This is a genomic window from Streptomyces sp. NPDC020747, from assembly GCF_044334695.1.
In the GTDB taxonomy this organism is placed as follows: domain Bacteria; phylum Actinomycetota; class Actinomycetes; order Streptomycetales; family Streptomycetaceae; genus Streptomyces.
On sequence record NZ_JBIRTJ010000015.1, the window covers coordinates 214,499 to 233,564 of the forward strand.

The window sequence follows — 19,066 nt, forward strand, 5'->3', positions numbered from 1 at the left end:
CCGATGAGCGTCACTGGCATCACGCTGGTCATCGGTGCCAGCGGCACCACGGGAAGCCGTACCGCCGCGCGGTTGACCGCCGCCGGTCATCGCGTAAAGGCCGCCAGTCGTCGCGCGACCCCGGTGCCGGGCGCGGAACCGGTCCGCTTCGACTGGGGTGACCCCGAGACCCACGCCGACGCCCTCGACGGAGTCGACCGCGTCTACCTCATCCCGCCTCTGGGTGACTCCGACCCGGCCTCGGTCATGCTGCCCTTCCTGCGGCAGGCCCGCGCCGCCGGGGTGCGCCGCGCGGTGCTCCTCAGCTCTTCGGCCATATCCGAGGGCGGTCCGGCGGTGGGAATGGTGCATCAGGCCCTGCCCGGCCTGTTCGACGAGTGGGCGGTACTGCGGCCCTCGTGGTTCATGCAGAACTTCACCGGCACGCACGCCCACGCCGACAGCATCCGTGCGGAGGGCGCCATCCTGACCGCGGCCGGCACCGGCCGTGTCGGCTTCGTCGATGCCGAGGACATCGCCGCCGTCGCCGTCCGGGCCCTCACCGACGACCGCGCCCCCAACGCCGAACTGGTCCTGACCGGGCCGGAGGCGCTCAGTTACGACGACATCGCCGCGATCGTCACCGAGGTCACCGGTCGGCCCGTGGTGCACCACCCGCTGGCCCATGAACAACTGCGCGACCGCCTCGCGGCGTTCATACCGCTGGAGTTCGCCACCATGCTGGCCGACATGGACCGCGCCATCGCCGGCGGAGCCGAGAACCGCACCACCGGCACCGTCCAACTCCTCACCGGCCGCCCACCGAACGGCTTCCGCGCGGTTGCCGAACGGGAGTTGAACGATCGAGTCTCCTCGTAGGGGACGCCCCCGTTCGCCAGACGCCGTTCGCCGGACGCCGGGTCGGCCCGGCGCCCGACGAACCGCGTGCTGTCAGCCGTGGTAGCCGATGTACCCGTTGCCGTCCCTGTCGTTGTTCCGCTTCGTGTAGCTGTGCACGTCCGCACCGCTGCCGGAGGGCTTGTAGAGGTAGATGGTGTCGGCGTCGTTGTTCCACATGAAGTTGCAGTTGTCGCGGTATACGACGTTGTTGGCATCGGAGTCGTTGCCGTTGCCGCCGCGCAACTTCACGTAGTCACCGGGCTGGAGGTAGTGGTTCGCGGTGAACGCGAATCGGTTGCCGGTCTTGTCCTTGACGACATAGCCCTTGAGATTGACGGTCGCCGAGGACGAGTAGTTCTTGATGGTCAGGTATTCCTTGTACGTGTTGCCGGTGGTGCATCTGTTGGAGTCGCTGCCGGGTGCGTCGTACTGGATGCCCCGGACCTTCAAGGCCGACGTGTACTCGGCCGCCTGGGCCGGGGCGGCAACGAGAACCGCCAGTGCACCGGCTGTGAAGGACACGGCTATGACAGGGTGCTTTCGCATGGGAATCCCCCTCCAGATCGCTATGAGGCACTGGAGCCTAGCCATGCCGTGAACGAAGTGTGTCGGGTTGGGGTTTATCGCGTTTTCCGTCATGAAAACGTGATAGCGGGGCGTTCGTGTCGCGGGATCAGACCGCCGGGGCCGGGTACGTCGGATACTCCACCCCGGAGACGTGCTGGACGACTCGGATGACCTGGCACGAGTAGCCGAACTCGTTGTCGTACCAGAGGTAGAGGATCGCGTTGTCGCCGTCGACCTTGGTGGCGCCGGCGTCGACGATCGAGGCGTGGCGCGAGCCGATGAAGTCGTTCGAGACCGCGTCCGGGGCGCTGGTGAAGTCGATCTGGCGCTTGAGCGGCGAGGTCAGCGACACGTTGCGGAGGTAGTCGAGGACCTCGTCGCGGGTGGTCTCGCGGCCGAGCCGCAGGCTGAGGATCGCGATCGAGACGTCCGGCACGGGCACGCGGATCGAGCTGCCCGTGATCGGCGCCTTGAGGTCCGGCAGCGCCTTGGCGACGGCGGAGGCGGCACCCGTCTCGGTGATGACCATGTTGAGCGGCGCGGAGCGGCCGCGGCGGTCGGCCTTGTGGTAGTTGTCCAGCAGGTTCTGGTCGTTGGTGAACGAGTGGACGGTCTCCACGTGGCCGCGCACCACGCCGTACTCGTCCGCCATCGCCTTCAGCGGCGGCACGATGGCGTTGGTGGTGCAGGAGGCGCAGGACAGGATCTGCTCGTCCGGCTTGATCGTGTCGTGGTTGACGCCGTGCACGATGTTCGGGACGTCGCCCTTGCCGGGCGCGGTCAGGACGACCTTGTCGATACCGGGGCGCAGGTGCCCCGACAGGCCCTCGCGGTCGCGCCACTTGCCGGTGTTGTCGATGAGGATGGCGTCCCTGATGCCGTACGCCGTGTAGTCGACCTCCGACGGGTCGCTCGCGTAGATCACCTTGATCTCGTTGCCGTTGGCGATGATCGTGCTGTTCGCCTCGTCGACGGTGATCGTGCCCTGGAACTGGCCGTGGATGGAGTCGCGGCGCAGCAGCGAGGCGCGCTTCACGATGTCCTGCTCGCCACCCCGGCGTACGACGACCGCGCGCAGGCGCAGACCGTTCCCCGAGCCGGTCTTCTCGATGAGCAGGCGGGCGACGAGGCGGCCGATACGGCCGAAGCCGTAGAGGACCACGTCGCGCGGCTCGCGGCGCTCGATCTTGTTGGCACCCGTGGCGCCCGCGACGGCCCCGGCGGTGAACTCGCGCACGGACAGACCGCGGTCGTCGGCCTTGTACGTCGCGGCGAGCATGCCGAGGTCGATCTGAGAAGGTCCGAGATCGAGCTCGGTGAGGGTCTCCAGGAACGGCAGCGTCTCGGTGACCGAGAGCTCCTCGCCGGCTATCTGCCGGGCGAATCGGTGGGTCTTGAGGATGCTGACCACCGACTTGTTCACCAGGGAGCGGCTGTGCAGCAGGACTGTGACGTCCCGCTCCCGGTGCAGCTTCCCGATGAGCGGGATCATCGACTCCGCGATCTCCTCGCGGGTCTTCCAGTTGGTGAACGAGTCGTCATTGGCAGTCACAGGTTTATCTTTCGAGCTAGGCGGCGCTCATATGGTAAACCGTCGCCTTTTTGATCATGTCAGCGGCATCGTCAGCGGCACCGGCCGAGCGGATGGCGCGCTCGCTCGCCGTGGCCGAACGGCGTCGCTCAGCGTCCAGGAGGCGTGCCCGGCCCGGGTGCTCCCACGCGCAGCCCGTCCATGATCAGGTCCAGGAGCCGGGTGGCGCGGGGCTGCCAGTCGCCGGCGGGGTCGATCAGCCAGAGGCCGCCGATGGCGAGGGTGAAGTCGTCCGCGGTCACGCCCGGGCGGATGGTGCCGGCCTCCTCGTTGGCGCGGAGGAGGAGTTCGGCCGCGTCGGACACCGGGGCGTGCCCCGGCTTCGCCATGTTCCCCGGGCCGCTCGTCGCCTGCTGGATCGCGTTCGCGAGGCCGGCCTTGGCCATGCCGAACTGGGCGAGCCGGTCCATCCACTCACGCAGTGCCTGCTCGGGTTCCCGCGTCTGTAGCAGCTGGGCCGCGCTGTCGGCGACCTGCTGCATCTCGTGGCGGTAGATCTCGAGGACGAGGGTCTCCCGGTTGGGGAAGTTCCGGTAGAACGTGCCCTGCCCGACGCACGCCTTCTTGGCGATCACGCTGAGCGGGGTGTCCGCGGACTTCGTCAGCTCGACCAGGGCCACTTCCAGGATGCGTTCACGATTCCGCTGCGCGTCCGACCGCTGGGGTGCGTCCTTCTTCGGCTGCACTCGTCCTCCTCGCGGGTCCGTGTCCGAATCCCGACCTTGCTTAACCGGACAACTGTCCGTTACGTTTTCTGTGAGCGGACAACTGTCCGGTTGCGCCCATTCTAGCGGTGGGCACGGCCGGTGCGGGTGCCCGGTGACCGGTGTCACCGGCATTCCCTCTCTGAATTCTTCTGCCCGCCGGACCGTCCCTGGGACGCGCTCCGGAAACGCGAAAGAAGGCTGATCATGGCCCCAGCCACCCCCTCGACGTACAGCGCCATAAGCCTGAACGTCAACGGCGAGAAACACACGCTCTCCGTCGACCACCGCACCACCCTGCTCGACGCCCTGCGTGAGCGCCTCGACATGACCGGTACCAAGAAGGGCTGTGACCAGGGGCAGTGCGGTGCCTGCACCGTCCTGCTCGACGGCCGCCGGGCCGTGTCCTGTCTGCAGCTCGCGGTGGCGGCGGAAGGGCGTGAGATCACCACCATCGAAGGCATGGCCGCGGGCGATCAACTTCACCCGGTGCAGCAGGCGTTCCTCGATCTGGACGGCTACCAGTGCGGCTACTGCACGCCCGGCCAGATCTGTTCGGCGATCGCGGTGATCGAGGAGCACGCGGCGGGCTGGCCGAGCGCCGTCACCGACGACGTCCGGCCCGAAGCCGTTCCACCACCACTGAGCGCCGACGAGATACGCGAGCGGATGAGCGGCAACCTGTGCCGCTGCGGCGCGTACGTGTCGATCGTCGAGGCCGTCGCCCGGGCGGCCGATGCCGACACGCGGGACGCGACGCGGGCCGTGACGTCCGCGGACCTCGCGCGGGCCGAGGAGGCGGCGGCATGAGGGAGTTCGGATACCAGCGGGTGTTCGACGTCTCCGGCGCGGTCGCGCTGCTCGACGCCGATCCGGACGCCCGCTTCCTGGGCGGCGGCACCAATCTCGTCGACCTGATGAAGACCGGCGTCGAGCGGCCCGCCCAGCTTGTCGACGTCCGCGAACTACCGCTGGACACAGTCGAGTCGACCGAGGACGGTGGCCTGCGCATCGGTGCGACCGTCACCAACAGCGACCTCGCCGCGCACCCCGAAGTCCGGCGCCGCTACCCGGCGTTGACCCAGGCGGTGCTGGCCGGCGCCTCCGGGCAGCTGCGCAACATGGCCACCGTCGGCGGGAATCTGCTCCAGCGCACCCGCTGCGGCTACTTCGCCGACGTGACCAAGCCCTGCAACAAGCGCGCCCCGGGCAGCGGTTGCCCCGCCATCAAGGGCGAGCACCACAACCACGCGATCCTGGGCGCCTCCGACCACTGCGTGGCCACCCACCCCTCGGACATGGGCGTGGCGCTGACCGCCTTCGACGCCGTCGTCTCGTACGAAACGGCCGACGGACCGGGCGAAGTGCCGCTCAGCTGGCTCTACCTGCCCGTGGGCGACACTCCGCACCGCGAGACGGATCTGCCGCAGGGCGCACTGATCACCCATGTCACGCTGCCGCCCGCCCCGGTCGCCGCCAACTCCCGCTACCGCAAGGTGCGTGAGCGGGCCTCGTACGCCTTCGCGATCGGCTCGATCGCCGCCGCGCTCGACGTCCAGGACGGCGTCGTACGCGATGTGCGCCTTGCTTTCGGGGCGGTCGCGTCCCGGCCGTGGCGGGCCCGCGCGGCCGAACGGGTGCTGGCCGGGGCACCGGCCGACGCCGAGACGTTCGCCGCCGCCGCGGACGCCGAACTCGAGGCCGCCCGGCCGCTGCCGCACAACGGATACAAGGTGACCCTGATGCGCAACCTCGTGGTGGCCGAGCTGACCCGACTCACCGAGGAGGCCACCCGATGACCACCGTCACGACCGGCACCAGGGCGGTGAAGGGAGCCGTCGGCACCGCGCACACCCGCGTGGAGGGACGCGACAAGGTCACCGGAGCGGCTCGCTACGCCGGAGAGATCCCCTTCGCCGAACTCGCCCACGGCTGGCTGGTGTTGTCGACCGTCGCCCGGGGCCGCGTCCTCTCGGTGGACACCGCACCCGTACTCGGCATGCCGGGCGTCCTCGCCGTCCTGCACCACGAGAACGCCCCACGGGTCGAGACCGACTACCCGGGGCTGCTCGGGTCCGCGCCGGATCCGACCGCGGCCGTGTTCCAGCACGACCGGGTGCCGCACATGGGCTGGCCGGTCGCCCTGGTCGTCGCCGACACCTCCGAACAGGCCCGGGAGGCCGCCGAAGCACTCGTGGTGCACTACGAGGAGGAGCCGCACGACGTCGACTTCTTCGCCGGGCACCCGGACGCGTACGCGGCGGAGGGCCATATGCCGGGCGTGACGGCGAAGGGCGACCTGGAGGCCGAACTCGCCACGTCCGCCGTCGTGGTGGACGAGGAGTACACCACTCCGGAGGAACACCACAACCCGATGGAACCCCACGCGGCGACGGCCCGCTGGGACGGCGGCCGGCTCGAAGTCGTCGACTCCAACCAGGGCACGACCTGGGTCGCGGGCGAACTGGCGAACCTGTTCTCGCTCGACCCGGCCTCGGTGAGGGTGCGGTCCGAACACGTCGGCGGTGGCTTCGGCAGCAAGGGCGTCCGCGCGCACCAGGTGGCCGCGGTGATGGCCGCGACCGAACTGCAGCGCCCGGTCCGGGTCGTCATGACCCGCCGTCAGATGTTCTCGCTGGCCGGCTACCGCAGCCCCACCACGCAGCAGGTCAGGCTCGGGGCCGACGCCGACGGGCGGCTGCGCGCGCTGGACCACAGCTCGCTGAGCCTCACCTCGACCGTGCACGAGTTCGTCGAGCCCAGCGCCGGCGTGGCACGCGTGATGTACGACGCCGACGCCCACCACACGGCCAACCGGGTCGTACGGCTCGACGTGCCGACCCCGACCTGGATGCGCGCGCCGGGCGAGGCGCCGGGGTCGTTCGCGATCGAGTCGGCGCTCGACGAACTCGCCGAGAAGTGCGGCCTCGACCCGATCGAACTGCGCGCACGCAACGAACCCGAGCTGGGCCCGGTGTCCGGACTGCCGTTCAGCAGCCGCAACCTCCTCGCCTGCTTCCGGACAGGCGCGGGCAGGTTCGGCTGGGCGGACCGCGATCCGCGTCCCGGACTGCGCCGCGACGGGCGCTGGCTGCTCGGCACCGGCACGGCGGCCGCCTCCTTCGGCGCGATGGCCATGCCGTCCACGGGGGCGATCACGGCGGAGGCGGACGGAACGTTCACCGTGGGGATCAACGCGGCGGACATCGGCACCGGAGCCCGGACCGCGCTCACCCTGATCGCGGCCGACGCGTTGGAGGTGGCACCGGACCGCGTCCACGTGCGCCTCGGCGACAGCGACCTCGGACCGGCGATGATCGCGGGCGGCTCGGCGGGCACCCGTTCCTGGGCCTGGGCGATCACCGCCGCGGCCGGCGACCTGCGGGAGCAACTCGCCCTGAGCGACGGCATTCCACCGGAAGGGATCACGGCGCGGTCGAACACGACCGAGGCCATCGGCGCCCTTGCTCCGAAGGAACGCCACTCCTTCGGCGCCCAGTTCGCCGAGGTGGCCGTGGACGTCACCACCGGCGAGGTCCGGGTGCGCCGCATGCTCGGCATCTTCGCGGCGGGCCGGATCGTCAACCCCCTCACCGCCCGCAACCAGTTCGTCGGCGGCATGACCTGGGGCATCTCCATGGCCCTGCACGAGGAAGCGGTCCGGGACCGGGCCACCGGCGGCCACTACGCCGCCGACCTCGCCGGCTACCACGTCTCCGCGCACGCCGACGTACCGCACATCGAGGCGGACTGGGTGGACGACCCCGACCCGGACGACCCCGTCGGGATCAAGGGCATCGGCGAGGTCGGCATCGTGGGCGCGGCCGCGGCGATAGCCAACGCGGTCTGGCACGCGACCGGCGTACGCCACCGGAGCCTGCCCATCCGGCCCGACCGCGTCCTCATGGCAGGCGAGCGTGCTTGACATCAGCGAGGAGTTGCACGGCTGGGCGGAGGAGGGCCGGGACTTCGCCGTCGCCACCGTGGTGGCCGTCGGTGGCAGCGCGCCGCGCGGCCCCGGCGCCGCCCTCGCCGTCGACAGCGAGGGCACGGTCATCGGTTCGGTGTCGGGCGGCTGTGTGGAAGGCGCGGTGTACGACCTGTGCCAACAGGCGTTGGCAGACGGTGGGACCGTCCTGGAGCGGTTCGGCTACAGCGACGAGGACGCCTTCGCGGTCGGCCTGACCTGCGGCGGGGTCATCGACATCCTGGTCACACCGGTGCGCGCGACAGCACCCGCCCGGACGGTGTTCCGGTCGGCGCTGTCGGCCGCCGCCGGGGGCGAGCCGACGGCTTTCGCACGGGTCGTCCGGGGCCCGGCCGAACTCCTCGGCCAGGCCCTGCTCGTACGGCCCGACGGGTCGTACGAGGGCGGGCTCGGCGGCCACCCCGAGCTGGACCGGACGGCGGCGGCGCAGGCCCGCGCCATGCTGGAGAGCGGCAGCACCGGAACGATCGAGTTTTCAGCGGACGGCTCGCACTGCCCGGGCGGCGTCACACTGCTCGTCGAGTCGAACGTCCCGCCGCCCCGCATGATCGTCTTCGGCGCGATCGACTTCGCGTCCGCGCTGGTCCGGGTCGGCAAGTTCCTCGGCTACCACGTGACCGTCTGCGACGCACGGCCCGTCTTCGCCACCCGGGCCCGCTTCCCCGAAGCCGACGACATCGTCGTCGACTGGCCGCACCGCTACCTGCGAGGCACCACGACCGACTCCCGCACGGTCCTGTGCGTACTCACCCACGACGCCAAGTTCGACGTGCCCCTGCTGACGGAGGCCCTGCGGTTGCCGGTCGCGTTCGTCGGCGCGATGGGCTCACGCCGCACGCACAACGACCGTGAACGCCGACTGCGCGAAGTGGGCTTGACGGAAGGGGAGTTGGCACGGCTCAGCTCGCCGATCGGGCTCGACCTCGGCGCCCGTACGCCCGAGGAGACGGCCCTGTCCATCGCGGCGGAGATCGTCGCGGCCCGGCGGGGCGGCACGGGCGTCCCGCTGACCGGCTCGGACGCACCGATCCACAGAGAGAACAGAGAGAACGGGAAGAACGGGAAGAACGGGAAGAACGGAGAGAGCAGAGACAGAGGAGAGCGGGGCGCCGCTGTGGCCGCCTGAAGGGGCGTCAGCCGAGCCGGGACACGTCGAGCGCGATGAGGGCCACATGCAGTTCGGTCCGGCGCTCGCCGGATTCGAGGTCGAGGTCGAGCAACCGCTCGATGGTGTGCAGCCGTTGGTAGAGCGTCTGCCGGGACAGCTCGCCCCGGCGTGCGGCGGTGGTCTTGTTGCCGGCGGCGTCCAGGTAGTGGCGCAGCGTCGTCAGCAGGCTGGTGCCGTGCCGGCTGTCGTGGTCGATGAGCTGGGCGAGCTGCCGCTCGGCGAAGCCCTGGACGCGTGGGTCCTGGCGCAGCGCGTACAGGAGGTGCCGCAGACCGATGTCGGACAGCTCGTGGAAGGGCTTGTCCGAGGAATGCGGCAGGGCCGCCTCCGCGACACGCGTCGCCTCGCGGAACGAACGCGCCGCCCGGGAGAGGTCGGTGACCTCGGAGCCGACGCTCACGACGGCACCCGGGTCCAGACCCAGCGCGGTGCGGCCGAGCTGTTCGACGGTGGGCCGCCAGGACCCCGAGGGGCGCAGGGACAGCAGTACGCCCACGCGGCCGGGGGCCAGTTCGCCCACGAGGGCGGGCACGGTCACCGTCCGCAGATCCTCGGTCAGCCGGGTTTCCAGCTCCTCGCCGCCCGGGTGTGTGCGGGTGTCGATCAGGACGGCGAGGAAGCGGCACTCCTCGGTGGGCAGGCCCAGCGCGGCGGCGCGGGCCCGGGCCTCGTCGGGGGAGCGGTGGCGCTGCTCGGCGATGTCGCGAAGGGCGCTGCGGTGCGCGCTCCGCTCCCAGGTCGTGGCGTGGATGAGGCGGGCGATGGTCAGCGTCATCGCCGTCCGTTCCAGCACGGCCACGTCCTCGGGCCCGAACGACGGGGTACGGGCCGGGGCGGGGAGCATGATGACGCGGCCCCACGGCTCGCCCCGGTACTCCACCGGTGCCACGAGCCAGTGTTCGGGACCGAGCACCTCCGTGTGGTCGCAGGGAGGCGTCGCCCGGGAGCGCCGCTCCCATCCGGTGAGCGCCTCCTCCACGGTCCGCCCCGAGGGTTCGCAGATCACCGCGTGGTGGACCAGGTTCTCCAGCACGACGGTGTGGCCGCTCGTCTCCGCCGCCGCCCGGACCACCTCGTCCGGGGCGGCGCCGCGCAGCGTCAGCGCGGTGAACGCCTCGTGGATCTGCTGGGTCCTGCGCATCGCGTGCATCTGGTTGCCGACGATGAGCGCGTGGACGACCTGGGTGACCTCAAGGAAGTTGACGTCCTTGGACAGGGTGACGAGCGGCAGACCGCGGCTCCGGCAGGCCTGCACCAGCGCCTCGGGCGGGCGGTGGTACCGGCGGACCAGTTCGATCACGAGCGCCGCCGCACCGATGTCGGCGAGCTCGTCCACGTACCGCCGCACCTGGGCGGGCTGCTCCGGCAGCGGCATGCCGGTGGTGAGGACGAGCTCCCCGCCCTTGAGGAACGAAGCGGGATCCGTGAGTTCGGTGATGTGCACCCACTGGACCGGCCGGTCGAGACCGGCCTCGCCGGTGACCACCCGGGGCTGCCCCGCGGCCAGCACCGGAAGCCCCAGCACGTCGCCCACGGTGAGGGGGCGGCCCGTCACGGCCTCCGTTTCGTTCCCGTGCGGCGGCCCGGCCGTCCGGTGTTCCTCGCTCACGGTGCCTCCATACGTGCCCGGCCACTCTGACAAGCACCCGCCACCTGCGCAAGGTCGGCCCGAGGCACGTCGACCAGGTCGTTGACGACGGTCCTCGCCCCGGGAGGTTGACACAACGTCCAAATGCCGTGCCCGGAGCGGACAGATCAGACGTTGTGATGGTCCGGATCCCTGGAAATGCTGAAGACGCCGAGCGTAGAACGCGAGAAACGCGAGAAACGCGAGAAACGACCGAGCGACATCCGACACAGCGCCGGGAGACGAACATGACCACACTGTCGCCGCACCTTCGCCAGGCCACGCCCGTGGTGGCGGTCCGGGGCGAGGGCGTCCACCTGTACGGGGAGGACGGCCGCCGCTATCTCGACTTCACCGCCGGCATCGGGGTCACCAGCACCGGCCACTGTCACCCCAGGGTCGTCGCAGCCGCCCAGGAGCAGGTCGGCACGCTCATCCACGGCCAGTACACGACGGTCATGCACCAGCCGCTGCGGCAGCTGGTCGACAGGCTCGGCGAGGTGCTGCCGGCGGGGCTGGACAGTCTGTTCTTCATGAACTCCGGCAGTGAGGCGGTGGAGGCCGCGCTGCGTCTGGCCCGCCAGGCCACCGGCCGGCCGAACGTCCTGGTCTGCCACGGAGGCTTCCACGGCCGGACCGTGGCCGCCGCCTCCATGACCACCTCCGGCACCCGCTTCCGCTCCGGCTTCTCGCCGCTGATGAGCGGGGTGGTCGTGACCCCCTTCCCGTCGGCCTTCCGGTACGGCTGGGACGAGGAGACCGCCACCCGCTTCGCCCTCCAGGAACTCGACTACACGCTCCAGACGATCTCCTCGCCCGACGACACGGCCGCCATCATTGTCGAGCCGGTCCTCGGCGAGGGCGGATACGTGCCCGCGAACCAGGCCTTCCTCGAAGGGCTGCGCGAGCGGGCGGACCGCCACGGCTTCCTGCTGATCCTGGACGAGGTGCAGACGGGCGTGGGCCGCACCGGCCGCTTCTGGGGTCACGACCACTTCGGCGTCACCCCGGACATCCTGGTCACCGCCAAGGGACTGGCCAGCGGCTTCCCCCTGTCGGGCATCGCCGCCTCCGAGGAACTGATGCGGAAGGCCTGGCCGGGCTCGCAGGGCGGCACCTACGGCGCCAACGCCGTCGCCTGCGCCGCGGCCTGCGCCACCCTCGACGTCGTACGCGACGAGAAGCTCGTCGAGAACGCCGAGGCGATGGGTGCCCGGCTGCGGGCCGGTCTTGAGACGGTCGCCGCGGACACCCCCGGCATCGGGGACGTACGAGGGCTCGGCCTGATGCTCGGGACCGAGTTCGTGACCGAGGACGGGCAGCCGGACCCCGCGACGGCCGCGCGGGTGCAACGGGCCGCGGTGGACGAGGGGTTGCTCCTGCTGCTGTGCGGGGCCTGGAACCAGGTCGTACGGATGATCCCGGCGCTCGTCGTCGACGACACGGCGATCGACGAGGGACTGCGGGCCTGGTCCGCCGCCGTGGAAACCGGAACCTCGGCGCCGTGACCGCTGGTTCGGACCCTCTTACGGGCCACGAGGCGGCGCCGCTGCCGCCTCGTGGGCCCGGCGTGTCGGCGGACGACGGCGCCGAGGCGCTGTCGCGGCTGCTCGCCGGGACCGCCCCCGGGATGCGGGTCGACACCGGCGGCCGGACCGCCGCCTACGCGTACGACGCCTCCAACTACCGGGTGCCGCCACGGGCGGTGGTCTTTCCGCGCTCGGCCGACGACGTCGCGGCCGTACTGAACGCCTGCCGGGAGCTGAACATCCCCGTCACGGCACGCGGTGGCGGCACCAGCATGGCGGGCAACGCGATCGGCCCGGGTGTCGTCCTGGACTTCTCCCGCCACATGAACCGCGTGCTCGACATCGATCCCGCGGCCGGTATGGCCAAGGTCGAGGCCGGAGTCGTGCTCGACGACCTGCGGACCGCCGCAGGGAAGCACGGGCTCACCTTCGGCCCCGACCCGTCCTCGCACAGCCGGTGCACGCTCGGCGGCATGATCGGCAACGACGCGTGCGGCAACCGGTCCGTGCGCCACGGGCGGACCGGCCGCCACATCGAGTCGCTGGAGATCGTCACCGCCGACGGCGTCCACGCGATCGCCGACCACGGCGGGCTGCGCGCGGCCGATCCCGCGGACACCGCGTCCGTCGAACGCGTCGCCGAACTCGCGGACGACATACGGCAGTTGGTCGCGGACCAGCTCGCGCTCATCCGCACCGAACTCGGCCGGATCCCGCGCCAGGTCTCCGGCTACCAGCTCCAGCACCTGCTGCCCGAGCACGGCTTCGACATGGCCCGCGCGCTGGTCGGTACCGAGGGCACCTGCGCGGTCGTCGTCGCAGCGACCGTCCGCCTGGTGGCGACGGCTCCGGCCTCGGCCCTGCTGGCCCTCGGCTACGACGACGTCGTGGACGCCGCCGAGGACGTACCGGAGATCCTGCGCTGGTCGCCCACCGCCGTGGAGGGCATGGACGAGGCCATAGTCGCGACCATGCGCGCCCGCCGGGGAACGGACTCTGTCACCGGACTGCCCGGCGGACGGGCCTGGCTGTACGTCGAACTCGACGGCGACGAGGAGGAGTTGGTCACCGCCCGAGCGGCCGAACTCCTGGACACCCTCAAGGCACGCGGACGGATGGTCGACGGTCGCCTGGTCACCAGCCCGGGGGAGCGGCGGTCCCTGTGGCGGGTCCGCGAGGACGGCGCCGGTCTGGCCGCCCGCCTGCTGGACGGCGGGGAGTCCTGGCCCGGCTGGGAGGACGCGGCCGTCGCCCCGGAGGACCTGGCCGACTACCTGCGTGACTTCCGCGCACTGCTGGCCGCACACGGACTGACCGGCGTGCTGTACGGGCACTTCGGCGCGGGCTGCGTCCATGTCCGCGTCGACTTCGACTTCGCGACGGACACCGGCCGGGCCGCCGCCCGCCGCTTCCTCCAGGAGGCGGCCGCCCTGGTGGTCCGGCACGGCGGCACTCTCTCGGGAGAACACGGCGACGGCCGGGCACGCGGTGAGCTGCTGGAGGTCATGTACAGCGACCGGATGATCCGGGCGTTCGCCGCGTTCAAGCGTGCCTTCGACCCGGACGGCCTGCTGAACCCGGGCGTCATCGTGACACCGGCCGCGCTCGACGCCGACCTGGCCCTGCACGGCCCGCCGGCACCCGACGGCCGCCCGACGCTCTTCACCTTCCCGCACGACGACGACGGCTTCGCGGGAGCCGCCCGCCGCTGTGTCGGCATCGGCCGCTGCCGCTCCGACGCGTCGGCGGGCGGTGTCATGTGCCCCAGCTACCGCGCCACCGGCGACGAGAACGACTCCACTCGCGGCCGGGCACGGGCCCTCCAGGAGATGCTGCGCGGCGAGACCGTCCACGACGGCTGGCGGTCGACGGACGTCCGTGACGCCCTCGACCTGTGTCTGTCCTGCAAGGCGTGCTCCACCGACTGCCCGGTGGGCGTCGACATGGCCACGTACAAGGCGGAGTTCCTGCACCAGCACTACCGGGGAAGGATCCGACCCCGCTCCCACTACTCACTGGGGTGGCTGCCGCTCACCGCGGCCCTGGCCGGCCGGATCGCGAGGCCGCTGAACGCGCTGCTCCGCGGTCCGGTCGGCAGGCTGCTGGCACGCGTGGGCGGCGTCACCAGGAAACGTACGATCCCCGCCTTCGCCTCCCGGCGCGCGCTGCGGTCCGCCCTGCGCACGGCCGTCACCGACAAGCCGAGCGCGCTGCTCTTCGTCGACAGCTTCACGCGCGCCTTCCGTCCCCAAGTGGCAGGAGCCACGGCACGCGTGCTCGCCGACGCCGGGATACCAAGCGCGGCGAGGGACGGCCTGTGCTGCGGGTTGACCTGGGTCAGCACCGGCCAACTGTCCGTGGCGCGGCGGGTCATGGCCCGTACCGTGGCCCGGCTCGACGGCGGGCCCGACAGCGGGCTGCCGATCGTCGTGGCCGAGCCCAGCTGCGCCGCCGCGCTCAAACGCGACGTGCCCGAACTGCTCGGCACCGAGGCCGCCCGGCGGGTCGCGGCCCGGGTCCACACCCTGACCGGCGCCTTGAACGACCTCGCCGCACCAGACTGGAGCCCGCCCCCGCTGCCGGAGTCGGTGCTGCTGCAGACCCACTGCCACGAGTACGCGACCTTCGGCAGCCGTCGCCCCCGCGATCTGCTGACCCGCCTCGGGACACGTGAGGTGACCGAGGCGGAGGGCTGCTGCGGCCTCGCCGGGAACTTCGGCTTCGAGGAGCAGCACTACGACACCTCGATGGCCGTCGCCGACCTGTCGCTCCGACCGCACCTAGACGCGGCAGCGGCCGACGACCCACCGACCGTGGTGGCCGACGGCTTCAGCTGCGCCACCCAGATCGACCACCTCGGCCGGCTCGCGGGCGGCCGGGGAACCGTTGCCGTACATCTCGCGGAACTGCTCGACCCCGCCGCCCCCGCCCGTGCCGACCAGCCTGGAGACACACCGTGAGCATCCTGAACGACGTACCCAAGCAACTGTTCATCGGCGGCAAGTGGCTGGACGCCGAAGCCGGCGCCACGATGCCCGTGGACGACCCGGCGACCGGCGAGATCCTCTGCCAGGTCGCCGACGCCGGACCCGAGGACGCCCGGCTCGCCGAGGAAGCAGCCGTCGCGGCACAGGAGGACTGGGCCCGTACGGCGCCCCGCGCACGCAGCGAGATCCTGCGCCGCGCCTACGAGATCATCCTGTCCCGCACCGACGAGCTCGCCCTGCTCATGACCTCCGAGATGGGCAAGCCGCTGGCCGAGGCCCGGGGCGAAGTGGCGTACGCGGCCGAGTTCTTCCGCTGGTTCTCCGAGGAGGCGGTCCGCATCGACGGCGGCGGCTACGGCGTGCTGCCCGACGGCCGCAACCGGATGCTGCTGACGCGCCGCCCCGTCGGCCCCTGTCTGCTGATCACGCCATGGAACTTCCCGCTGGCCATGGGCACCCGCAAGATCGGGCCCGCGATCGCGGCGGGCTGCACGATGGTGTTCAAGCCCGCCCCGCAGACCCCGCTGACCAGCCTCGCGCTGGCCGGGATCCTCCGGGAGGCGGGGCTGCCGGACGGCGTGCTGAACGTCGTCACCACCTCACGCGCCGACAAGGTCGTCGAGCCGCTCCTGAGGGGCGGTCGCATCCGCAAGCTGTCCTTCACCGGCTCCACGCAGGTCGGCCGGATCCTGCTCGCCCAGTGCGCGGACACTGTCGTACGCGCCTCGATGGAGCTGGGCGGCAACGCGCCGTTCATCGTCTTCGACGACGCCGACCTCGACGTCGCCGTGGACGGCGCGATGATCGCCAAGATGCGCAACATGGGCGAGGCGTGCACGGCCGCCAACCGGTTCTTCGTGCACAGCTCCGTGGCGGACGACTTCGCGGTGCGGCTCGCCGAACGGATGGGGGCGCTCGTCGTGGGCCCCGGCACCCAGGAAGGCGTGGATGTGGGCCCGTTGATCGACGACGCGGGCCGCGCCAAGGTCGAGGAACTGGTCGCCGACGCCGTCGGCCGAGGCGCCCGGGTGCTGGTCGGCGGCGCCACTCCGGACGGGCCCGGCCGCTTCTATCCGCCGACCGTGCTGGCCGGCGTGGACCCGGGCAGCCGGCTGATGGACACGGAGATCTTCGGCCCGGTCGCGGCGATCCTCACCTTCGACGACGAGGACGAGGTGATCCGCGCGGCGAACGACACCCCGTGGGGGCTCGTCGGTTACGTCTTCACCGCGGGCCTGGACCGGTCGCTGCGGGTCAGCGAACGCTTGGAGGTCGGCATGGTCGGCCTCAACACGGGGCTCGTGTCCAACCCGGCCGCGCCCTTCGGAGGCATCAAGCAGTCGGGGCTGGGCCGGGAGGGCGGCCGGGTCGGGATCGACGAGTTCCTGGAGTACCAGTACCTGGCGATGCCGGTGAAGTGACCGGGCCGGGTCCCGACCCACTTCGGTCTCGACCCGGCGCGCGCCCGGCTCACTTCGGTCCCGGCCTGCCACGCGCCTGGCTCACCTAGGTTCCGGCCTGCCACGCGCCCGGACCGCCGCCGCGGTCCGGGCGCGCGCCGGTGCGTACGGCTCAGGGGCCCGGGTCGGTTCCGTCCAGCAGCGCGGCGACGCGCTCTGCCGTCTTGTGGCCGGCCCGCTGCTTGATCAGGCCCTCCTTCGCGACGGCCCGCACATGGATCAGGGTGGCCCACCCGCTCCCACGAGTCACGTCCACGGTGATCACCACCGGGTTCATGGCGAGGGCCCCGCCGCCGGTGAGTACCCGCAGGGTCACCCGGTCCGTCGTCGCTTCCAGGACCACCGGATGCGCACCGTGGGCCACGCCGAAGAGCTGCGCACGGACGCGTTCGACGGCGGTGTCGAAATCCAGCGGCAGCTCACGGTCGAACTCGCCGACGTCGTTCCTCATGAAACGGGAGGCGAACTTCCCACCGGGATTGATGCTGCCGAGAGCCTCCGCCAGGAGCCTGTCCTCCGGCTGCTGCATGCCGCCTCCCACTTCCGTGCCCACCCAGCTTCTGTACCTGCCCAGTCGAGGCATTTTGCCCGAGAGTGCGCCACCCGTCAGGGGTTTTCCATGCACCGGGCCCTGGACGGCAACGCGATGATGGCAGGTATGCGCATCCGAATCGACGCCGTGGACCTGCCCGGCCGTACCAGCCCCGCCCCCGCCGACGGCAAGGTCGCGGCGTACGACAACATCCATGTCGCCGTCCAACGCCGTGACCGTCCGGCCGAACTCCTCGAACCGCACCCGGGCGACGCCAAGTCCGCGACCTGGACCCTGGAGTGCACCGCGGTCACCTCACCGACCGGCACCGACGTCAAAGGCCCCTATGTGCAGGACCGGTTGGGGCGCCGGTTCATCTACCTCTCCTGGTGCACGGTCGACGAGTCCGGCGTCTTCAGCATGTTCCGCCGGGCCAAGCTGATGCTCGACGTCGTTCCCGAAGAGGTACTCGCCGCCGCTGCCCGTGACGGCCTGCTGGTGGCCCGCCTCGGCCTGACCGACGAACAGGGCGGCCCCCTGTGCGCCCGGGTCGAACCCCCGCACATCACCTGGACCGCCGAACCCGCTTAGACGGCCACGACCTCCACGGCGAGGCGGACGTGACCGAACCGCCGCCATCCACCGCCCAGCGTGCCTCAGGGGCTGATCCGGTACATACCAGCCATACGAAGCCGCGATGGCCCTGAGGCGAACCTTTTCTTGTTCTGGTCAAAGGCCGTCCCTACGCTTCCAGAACCGCACACCGGCGGCACTGGACAAGGGACATGGAACTCATGGGTCGACTGGCCGGGAAAATCGCTTTCATCAGCGGAACAGGGGCTGGAATAGGGCGGGCCGCGGCTCAGGTGTTCGCCGCGGAAGGCGCCACGGTATTCGGCTGCGACATCGATTTCGACGCCGCTGGGGAAACGGTGGAACTCGTCGAGAAGGCCGGTGGAGTCATGCGGTCCCTGGCCCCCGTGGACCTTTCCACCGAAGGCGGTGCCGGGGAGTGGATCGACGCGGGGATCGCGGCCTTCGGTGGGATCGACATCCTCTACAACAACGCCTCGGCGCTGCGCAACGGGCCGTTCGAGACCATGCCGGCCGAGGACTGGTACTTCACCATCAGGAACGAGCTCGACATCCCGTACTTCTGTACGCGGGCGGCCTGGCCGCACCTGATCGCGCGGGGCTCAGGAGCCGTCCTCAACGTCGCCTCGGTGGCCGCGGTGCGGGGCGCGCCCTTCATGCCGATGGTTCCGCACGGCGCCGCCAAGGGCGGGGTGCTCGCGATGAGCAGGCATCTGTGCGCGGCCGGCGCCCCGCACCGCGTCCGCGTCAACACGATCTCGCCGGGCATGACCCGCACCTCGGCGACCGCCCCCTTCCTCGACGACCCCGACGGGCCGAGGGCACAGCTGGAGGCGCGGATCCCGGTGGGACGGGTGGGCGAGCCCGAGGACATCGCGCGGGCCGCCGCCTTCCTCTGCTCCGACGAGGCGGCGTTCGTCAACGGCGCGAACCTCATGGTCGACGGCGGCGACAGCGCGATGGCGGGCTGAGCGCCCGTGACCACACGACTCGACCACGTGGGCGTCAACGTACGTGATCTGCCCGCCCTCACCACCTGGTACCAGGACGCCTTCGGTCTGAGGACGGTCTTCGCCTTCACCCTCGAAGGGCCCGGACTGAGCGCCGTCGTCCTGGAGCATCCGCACGGCTGGCGCATCGAACTCCTGGCCAGAGACGGCTCCACGCCCGGGCTGCGGGCCCCCGACCCGCTGACAGCCGCCCTCACCGAGGGATACGGGCACTTCGCGGTCACCACCCCCGAACTCGACCCCCTCTACACGGCCCTGGTGGCCCACGGAGCGGGCGAGGCCATGAAGCCGGGGCCGTCCCCCGAGCCCGGTGTCCGCATGGCCTGGGTCACCGACCCCGAGGGAAACCTCATCGAACTCATCGAGAAGAACGTCGAGAACAACGTCGAGAAGAACGTCGAGCAGCACCCCCATAGGAACGCGTAACGAG

The 19,066-nt window shown here is 71.2% G+C and carries 16 protein-coding genes; 11 read left to right on the forward strand and 5 right to left on the reverse strand.

The genetic code is table 11. From position 1 onward, the window contains the following. The first annotated feature begins 3 nt into the window (after positions 1 to 3). Entirely contained in the window at positions 4 to 858 is an 855-nt protein-coding gene (locus tag ACH4YP_RS34775; RefSeq protein WP_398494835.1) for an NAD(P)H-binding protein, read from the forward strand. Between the two features lie 72 nt (positions 859 to 930). Here ACH4YP_RS34775 and ACH4YP_RS34780 read toward each other — a convergent pair whose 3' ends face one another. The 3 genes from ACH4YP_RS34780 to ACH4YP_RS34790 form a co-directional block, all read right to left on the reverse strand. Further along, a complete protein-coding gene (locus ACH4YP_RS34780) occupies positions 931 to 1,425 on the reverse strand; it encodes a lamin tail domain-containing protein (protein ID WP_398494837.1) in 495 nt (164 codons plus the stop codon). Between the two features lie 127 nt (positions 1,426 to 1,552). Next, entirely contained in the window at positions 1,553 to 2,998 is a 1,446-nt protein-coding gene (locus ACH4YP_RS34785; RefSeq protein WP_361056395.1) for a glyceraldehyde-3-phosphate dehydrogenase, read from the reverse strand. A gap of 128 nt (positions 2,999 to 3,126) precedes the next feature. After that, positions 3,127 to 3,723: a TetR/AcrR family transcriptional regulator gene (locus ACH4YP_RS34790; RefSeq protein WP_361056398.1), complete on the reverse strand. Its 597-nt coding sequence runs from the start codon at positions 3,721 to 3,723 to the stop codon at positions 3,127 to 3,129. Positions 3,724 to 3,948: 225 nt separating this feature from the next. Here ACH4YP_RS34790 and ACH4YP_RS34795 point away from each other — a divergent pair, with 225 nt between their 5' ends. The 4 genes from ACH4YP_RS34795 to ACH4YP_RS34810 are packed head-to-tail and all read left to right on the forward strand — an operon-like array spanning position 3,949 to position 8,855. Next, positions 3,949 to 4,551, forward strand: coding sequence for a 2Fe-2S iron-sulfur cluster-binding protein (locus ACH4YP_RS34795; RefSeq protein ID WP_361056401.1), 603 nt, complete (start codon positions 3,949 to 3,951; stop codon positions 4,549 to 4,551). Continuing rightward, complete coding sequence (locus ACH4YP_RS34800) at positions 4,548 to 5,540, forward strand: FAD binding domain-containing protein (protein ID WP_398494840.1); 993 nt, start codon at positions 4,548 to 4,550, stop codon at positions 5,538 to 5,540. The genes ACH4YP_RS34795 and ACH4YP_RS34800 overlap by 4 nt, the downstream gene beginning before the upstream one ends. After that, complete coding sequence (locus ACH4YP_RS34805) at positions 5,537 to 7,666, forward strand: xanthine dehydrogenase family protein molybdopterin-binding subunit (RefSeq protein ID WP_398494842.1); 2,130 nt, start codon at positions 5,537 to 5,539, stop codon at positions 7,664 to 7,666. The genes ACH4YP_RS34800 and ACH4YP_RS34805 overlap by 4 nt, the downstream gene beginning before the upstream one ends. After that, positions 7,659 to 8,855 carry an XdhC family protein gene (locus ACH4YP_RS34810; RefSeq protein ID WP_398494844.1) on the forward strand — a complete coding sequence of 399 codons (1,197 nt, stop codon included), beginning with the start codon at positions 7,659 to 7,661 and terminating at the stop codon, positions 8,853 to 8,855. Before ACH4YP_RS34805 ends, ACH4YP_RS34810 begins: the two co-directional genes overlap by 8 nt. A gap of 7 nt (positions 8,856 to 8,862) precedes the next feature. Here the strand turns inward: ACH4YP_RS34810 and ACH4YP_RS34815 are convergent, their stop codons facing one another. Beyond that, positions 8,863 to 10,506 (reverse strand): PucR family transcriptional regulator, encoded by a 1,644-nt coding sequence (locus ACH4YP_RS34815; protein ID WP_398494846.1) that lies wholly within the window; start codon positions 10,504 to 10,506, stop codon positions 8,863 to 8,865. A 266-nt stretch (positions 10,507 to 10,772) separates the two neighbouring features. Between ACH4YP_RS34815 and ACH4YP_RS34820 the strand changes: the two genes are divergently transcribed. The 3 genes from ACH4YP_RS34820 (at position 10,773) to ACH4YP_RS34830 (ending at position 16,461) form a co-directional block, all read left to right on the forward strand. After that, entirely contained in the window at positions 10,773 to 12,032 is a 1,260-nt protein-coding gene (locus ACH4YP_RS34820) for an aminotransferase class III-fold pyridoxal phosphate-dependent enzyme (protein WP_361056416.1), read from the forward strand. 122 nt (positions 12,033 to 12,154) lie between these two features. Further along, positions 12,155 to 15,013, forward strand: coding sequence for an FAD-binding and (Fe-S)-binding domain-containing protein (locus ACH4YP_RS34825; protein ID WP_398494915.1), 2,859 nt, complete (start codon positions 12,155 to 12,157; stop codon positions 15,011 to 15,013). A gap of 5 nt (positions 15,014 to 15,018) precedes the next feature. Beyond that, positions 15,019 to 16,461, forward strand: coding sequence for an NAD-dependent succinate-semialdehyde dehydrogenase (locus tag ACH4YP_RS34830; protein ID WP_361056562.1), 1,443 nt, complete (start codon positions 15,019 to 15,021; stop codon positions 16,459 to 16,461). Positions 16,462 to 16,612: 151 nt separating this feature from the next. Here the strand turns inward: ACH4YP_RS34830 and ACH4YP_RS34835 are convergent, their stop codons facing one another. Then, on the reverse strand, positions 16,613 to 17,053 hold the full coding sequence (locus ACH4YP_RS34835; RefSeq protein WP_398494848.1) for a hypothetical protein: 441 nt from the start codon (positions 17,051 to 17,053) through the stop codon (positions 16,613 to 16,615). Between the two features lie 93 nt (positions 17,054 to 17,146). On the opposite strand from ACH4YP_RS34835, the gene ACH4YP_RS34840 reads away from it, so the two are divergent. The 3 genes from ACH4YP_RS34840 to ACH4YP_RS34850 all read left to right on the forward strand — a co-directional run bounded on the left by ACH4YP_RS34840 (position 17,147) and on the right by ACH4YP_RS34850 (position 19,062). Beyond that, positions 17,147 to 17,623 carry a DUF5990 family protein gene (locus ACH4YP_RS34840; protein ID WP_398494917.1) on the forward strand — a complete coding sequence of 159 codons (477 nt, stop codon included), beginning with the start codon at positions 17,147 to 17,149 and terminating at the stop codon, positions 17,621 to 17,623. A gap of 194 nt (positions 17,624 to 17,817) precedes the next feature. Then, entirely contained in the window at positions 17,818 to 18,597 is a 780-nt protein-coding gene (locus ACH4YP_RS34845) for an SDR family oxidoreductase (protein WP_361056422.1), read from the forward strand. Between the two features lie 6 nt (positions 18,598 to 18,603). Then, positions 18,604 to 19,062: a VOC family protein gene (locus tag ACH4YP_RS34850; RefSeq protein WP_361056424.1), complete on the forward strand. Its 459-nt coding sequence runs from the start codon at positions 18,604 to 18,606 to the stop codon at positions 19,060 to 19,062. Positions 19,063 to 19,066: the final 4 nt, after the last annotated feature.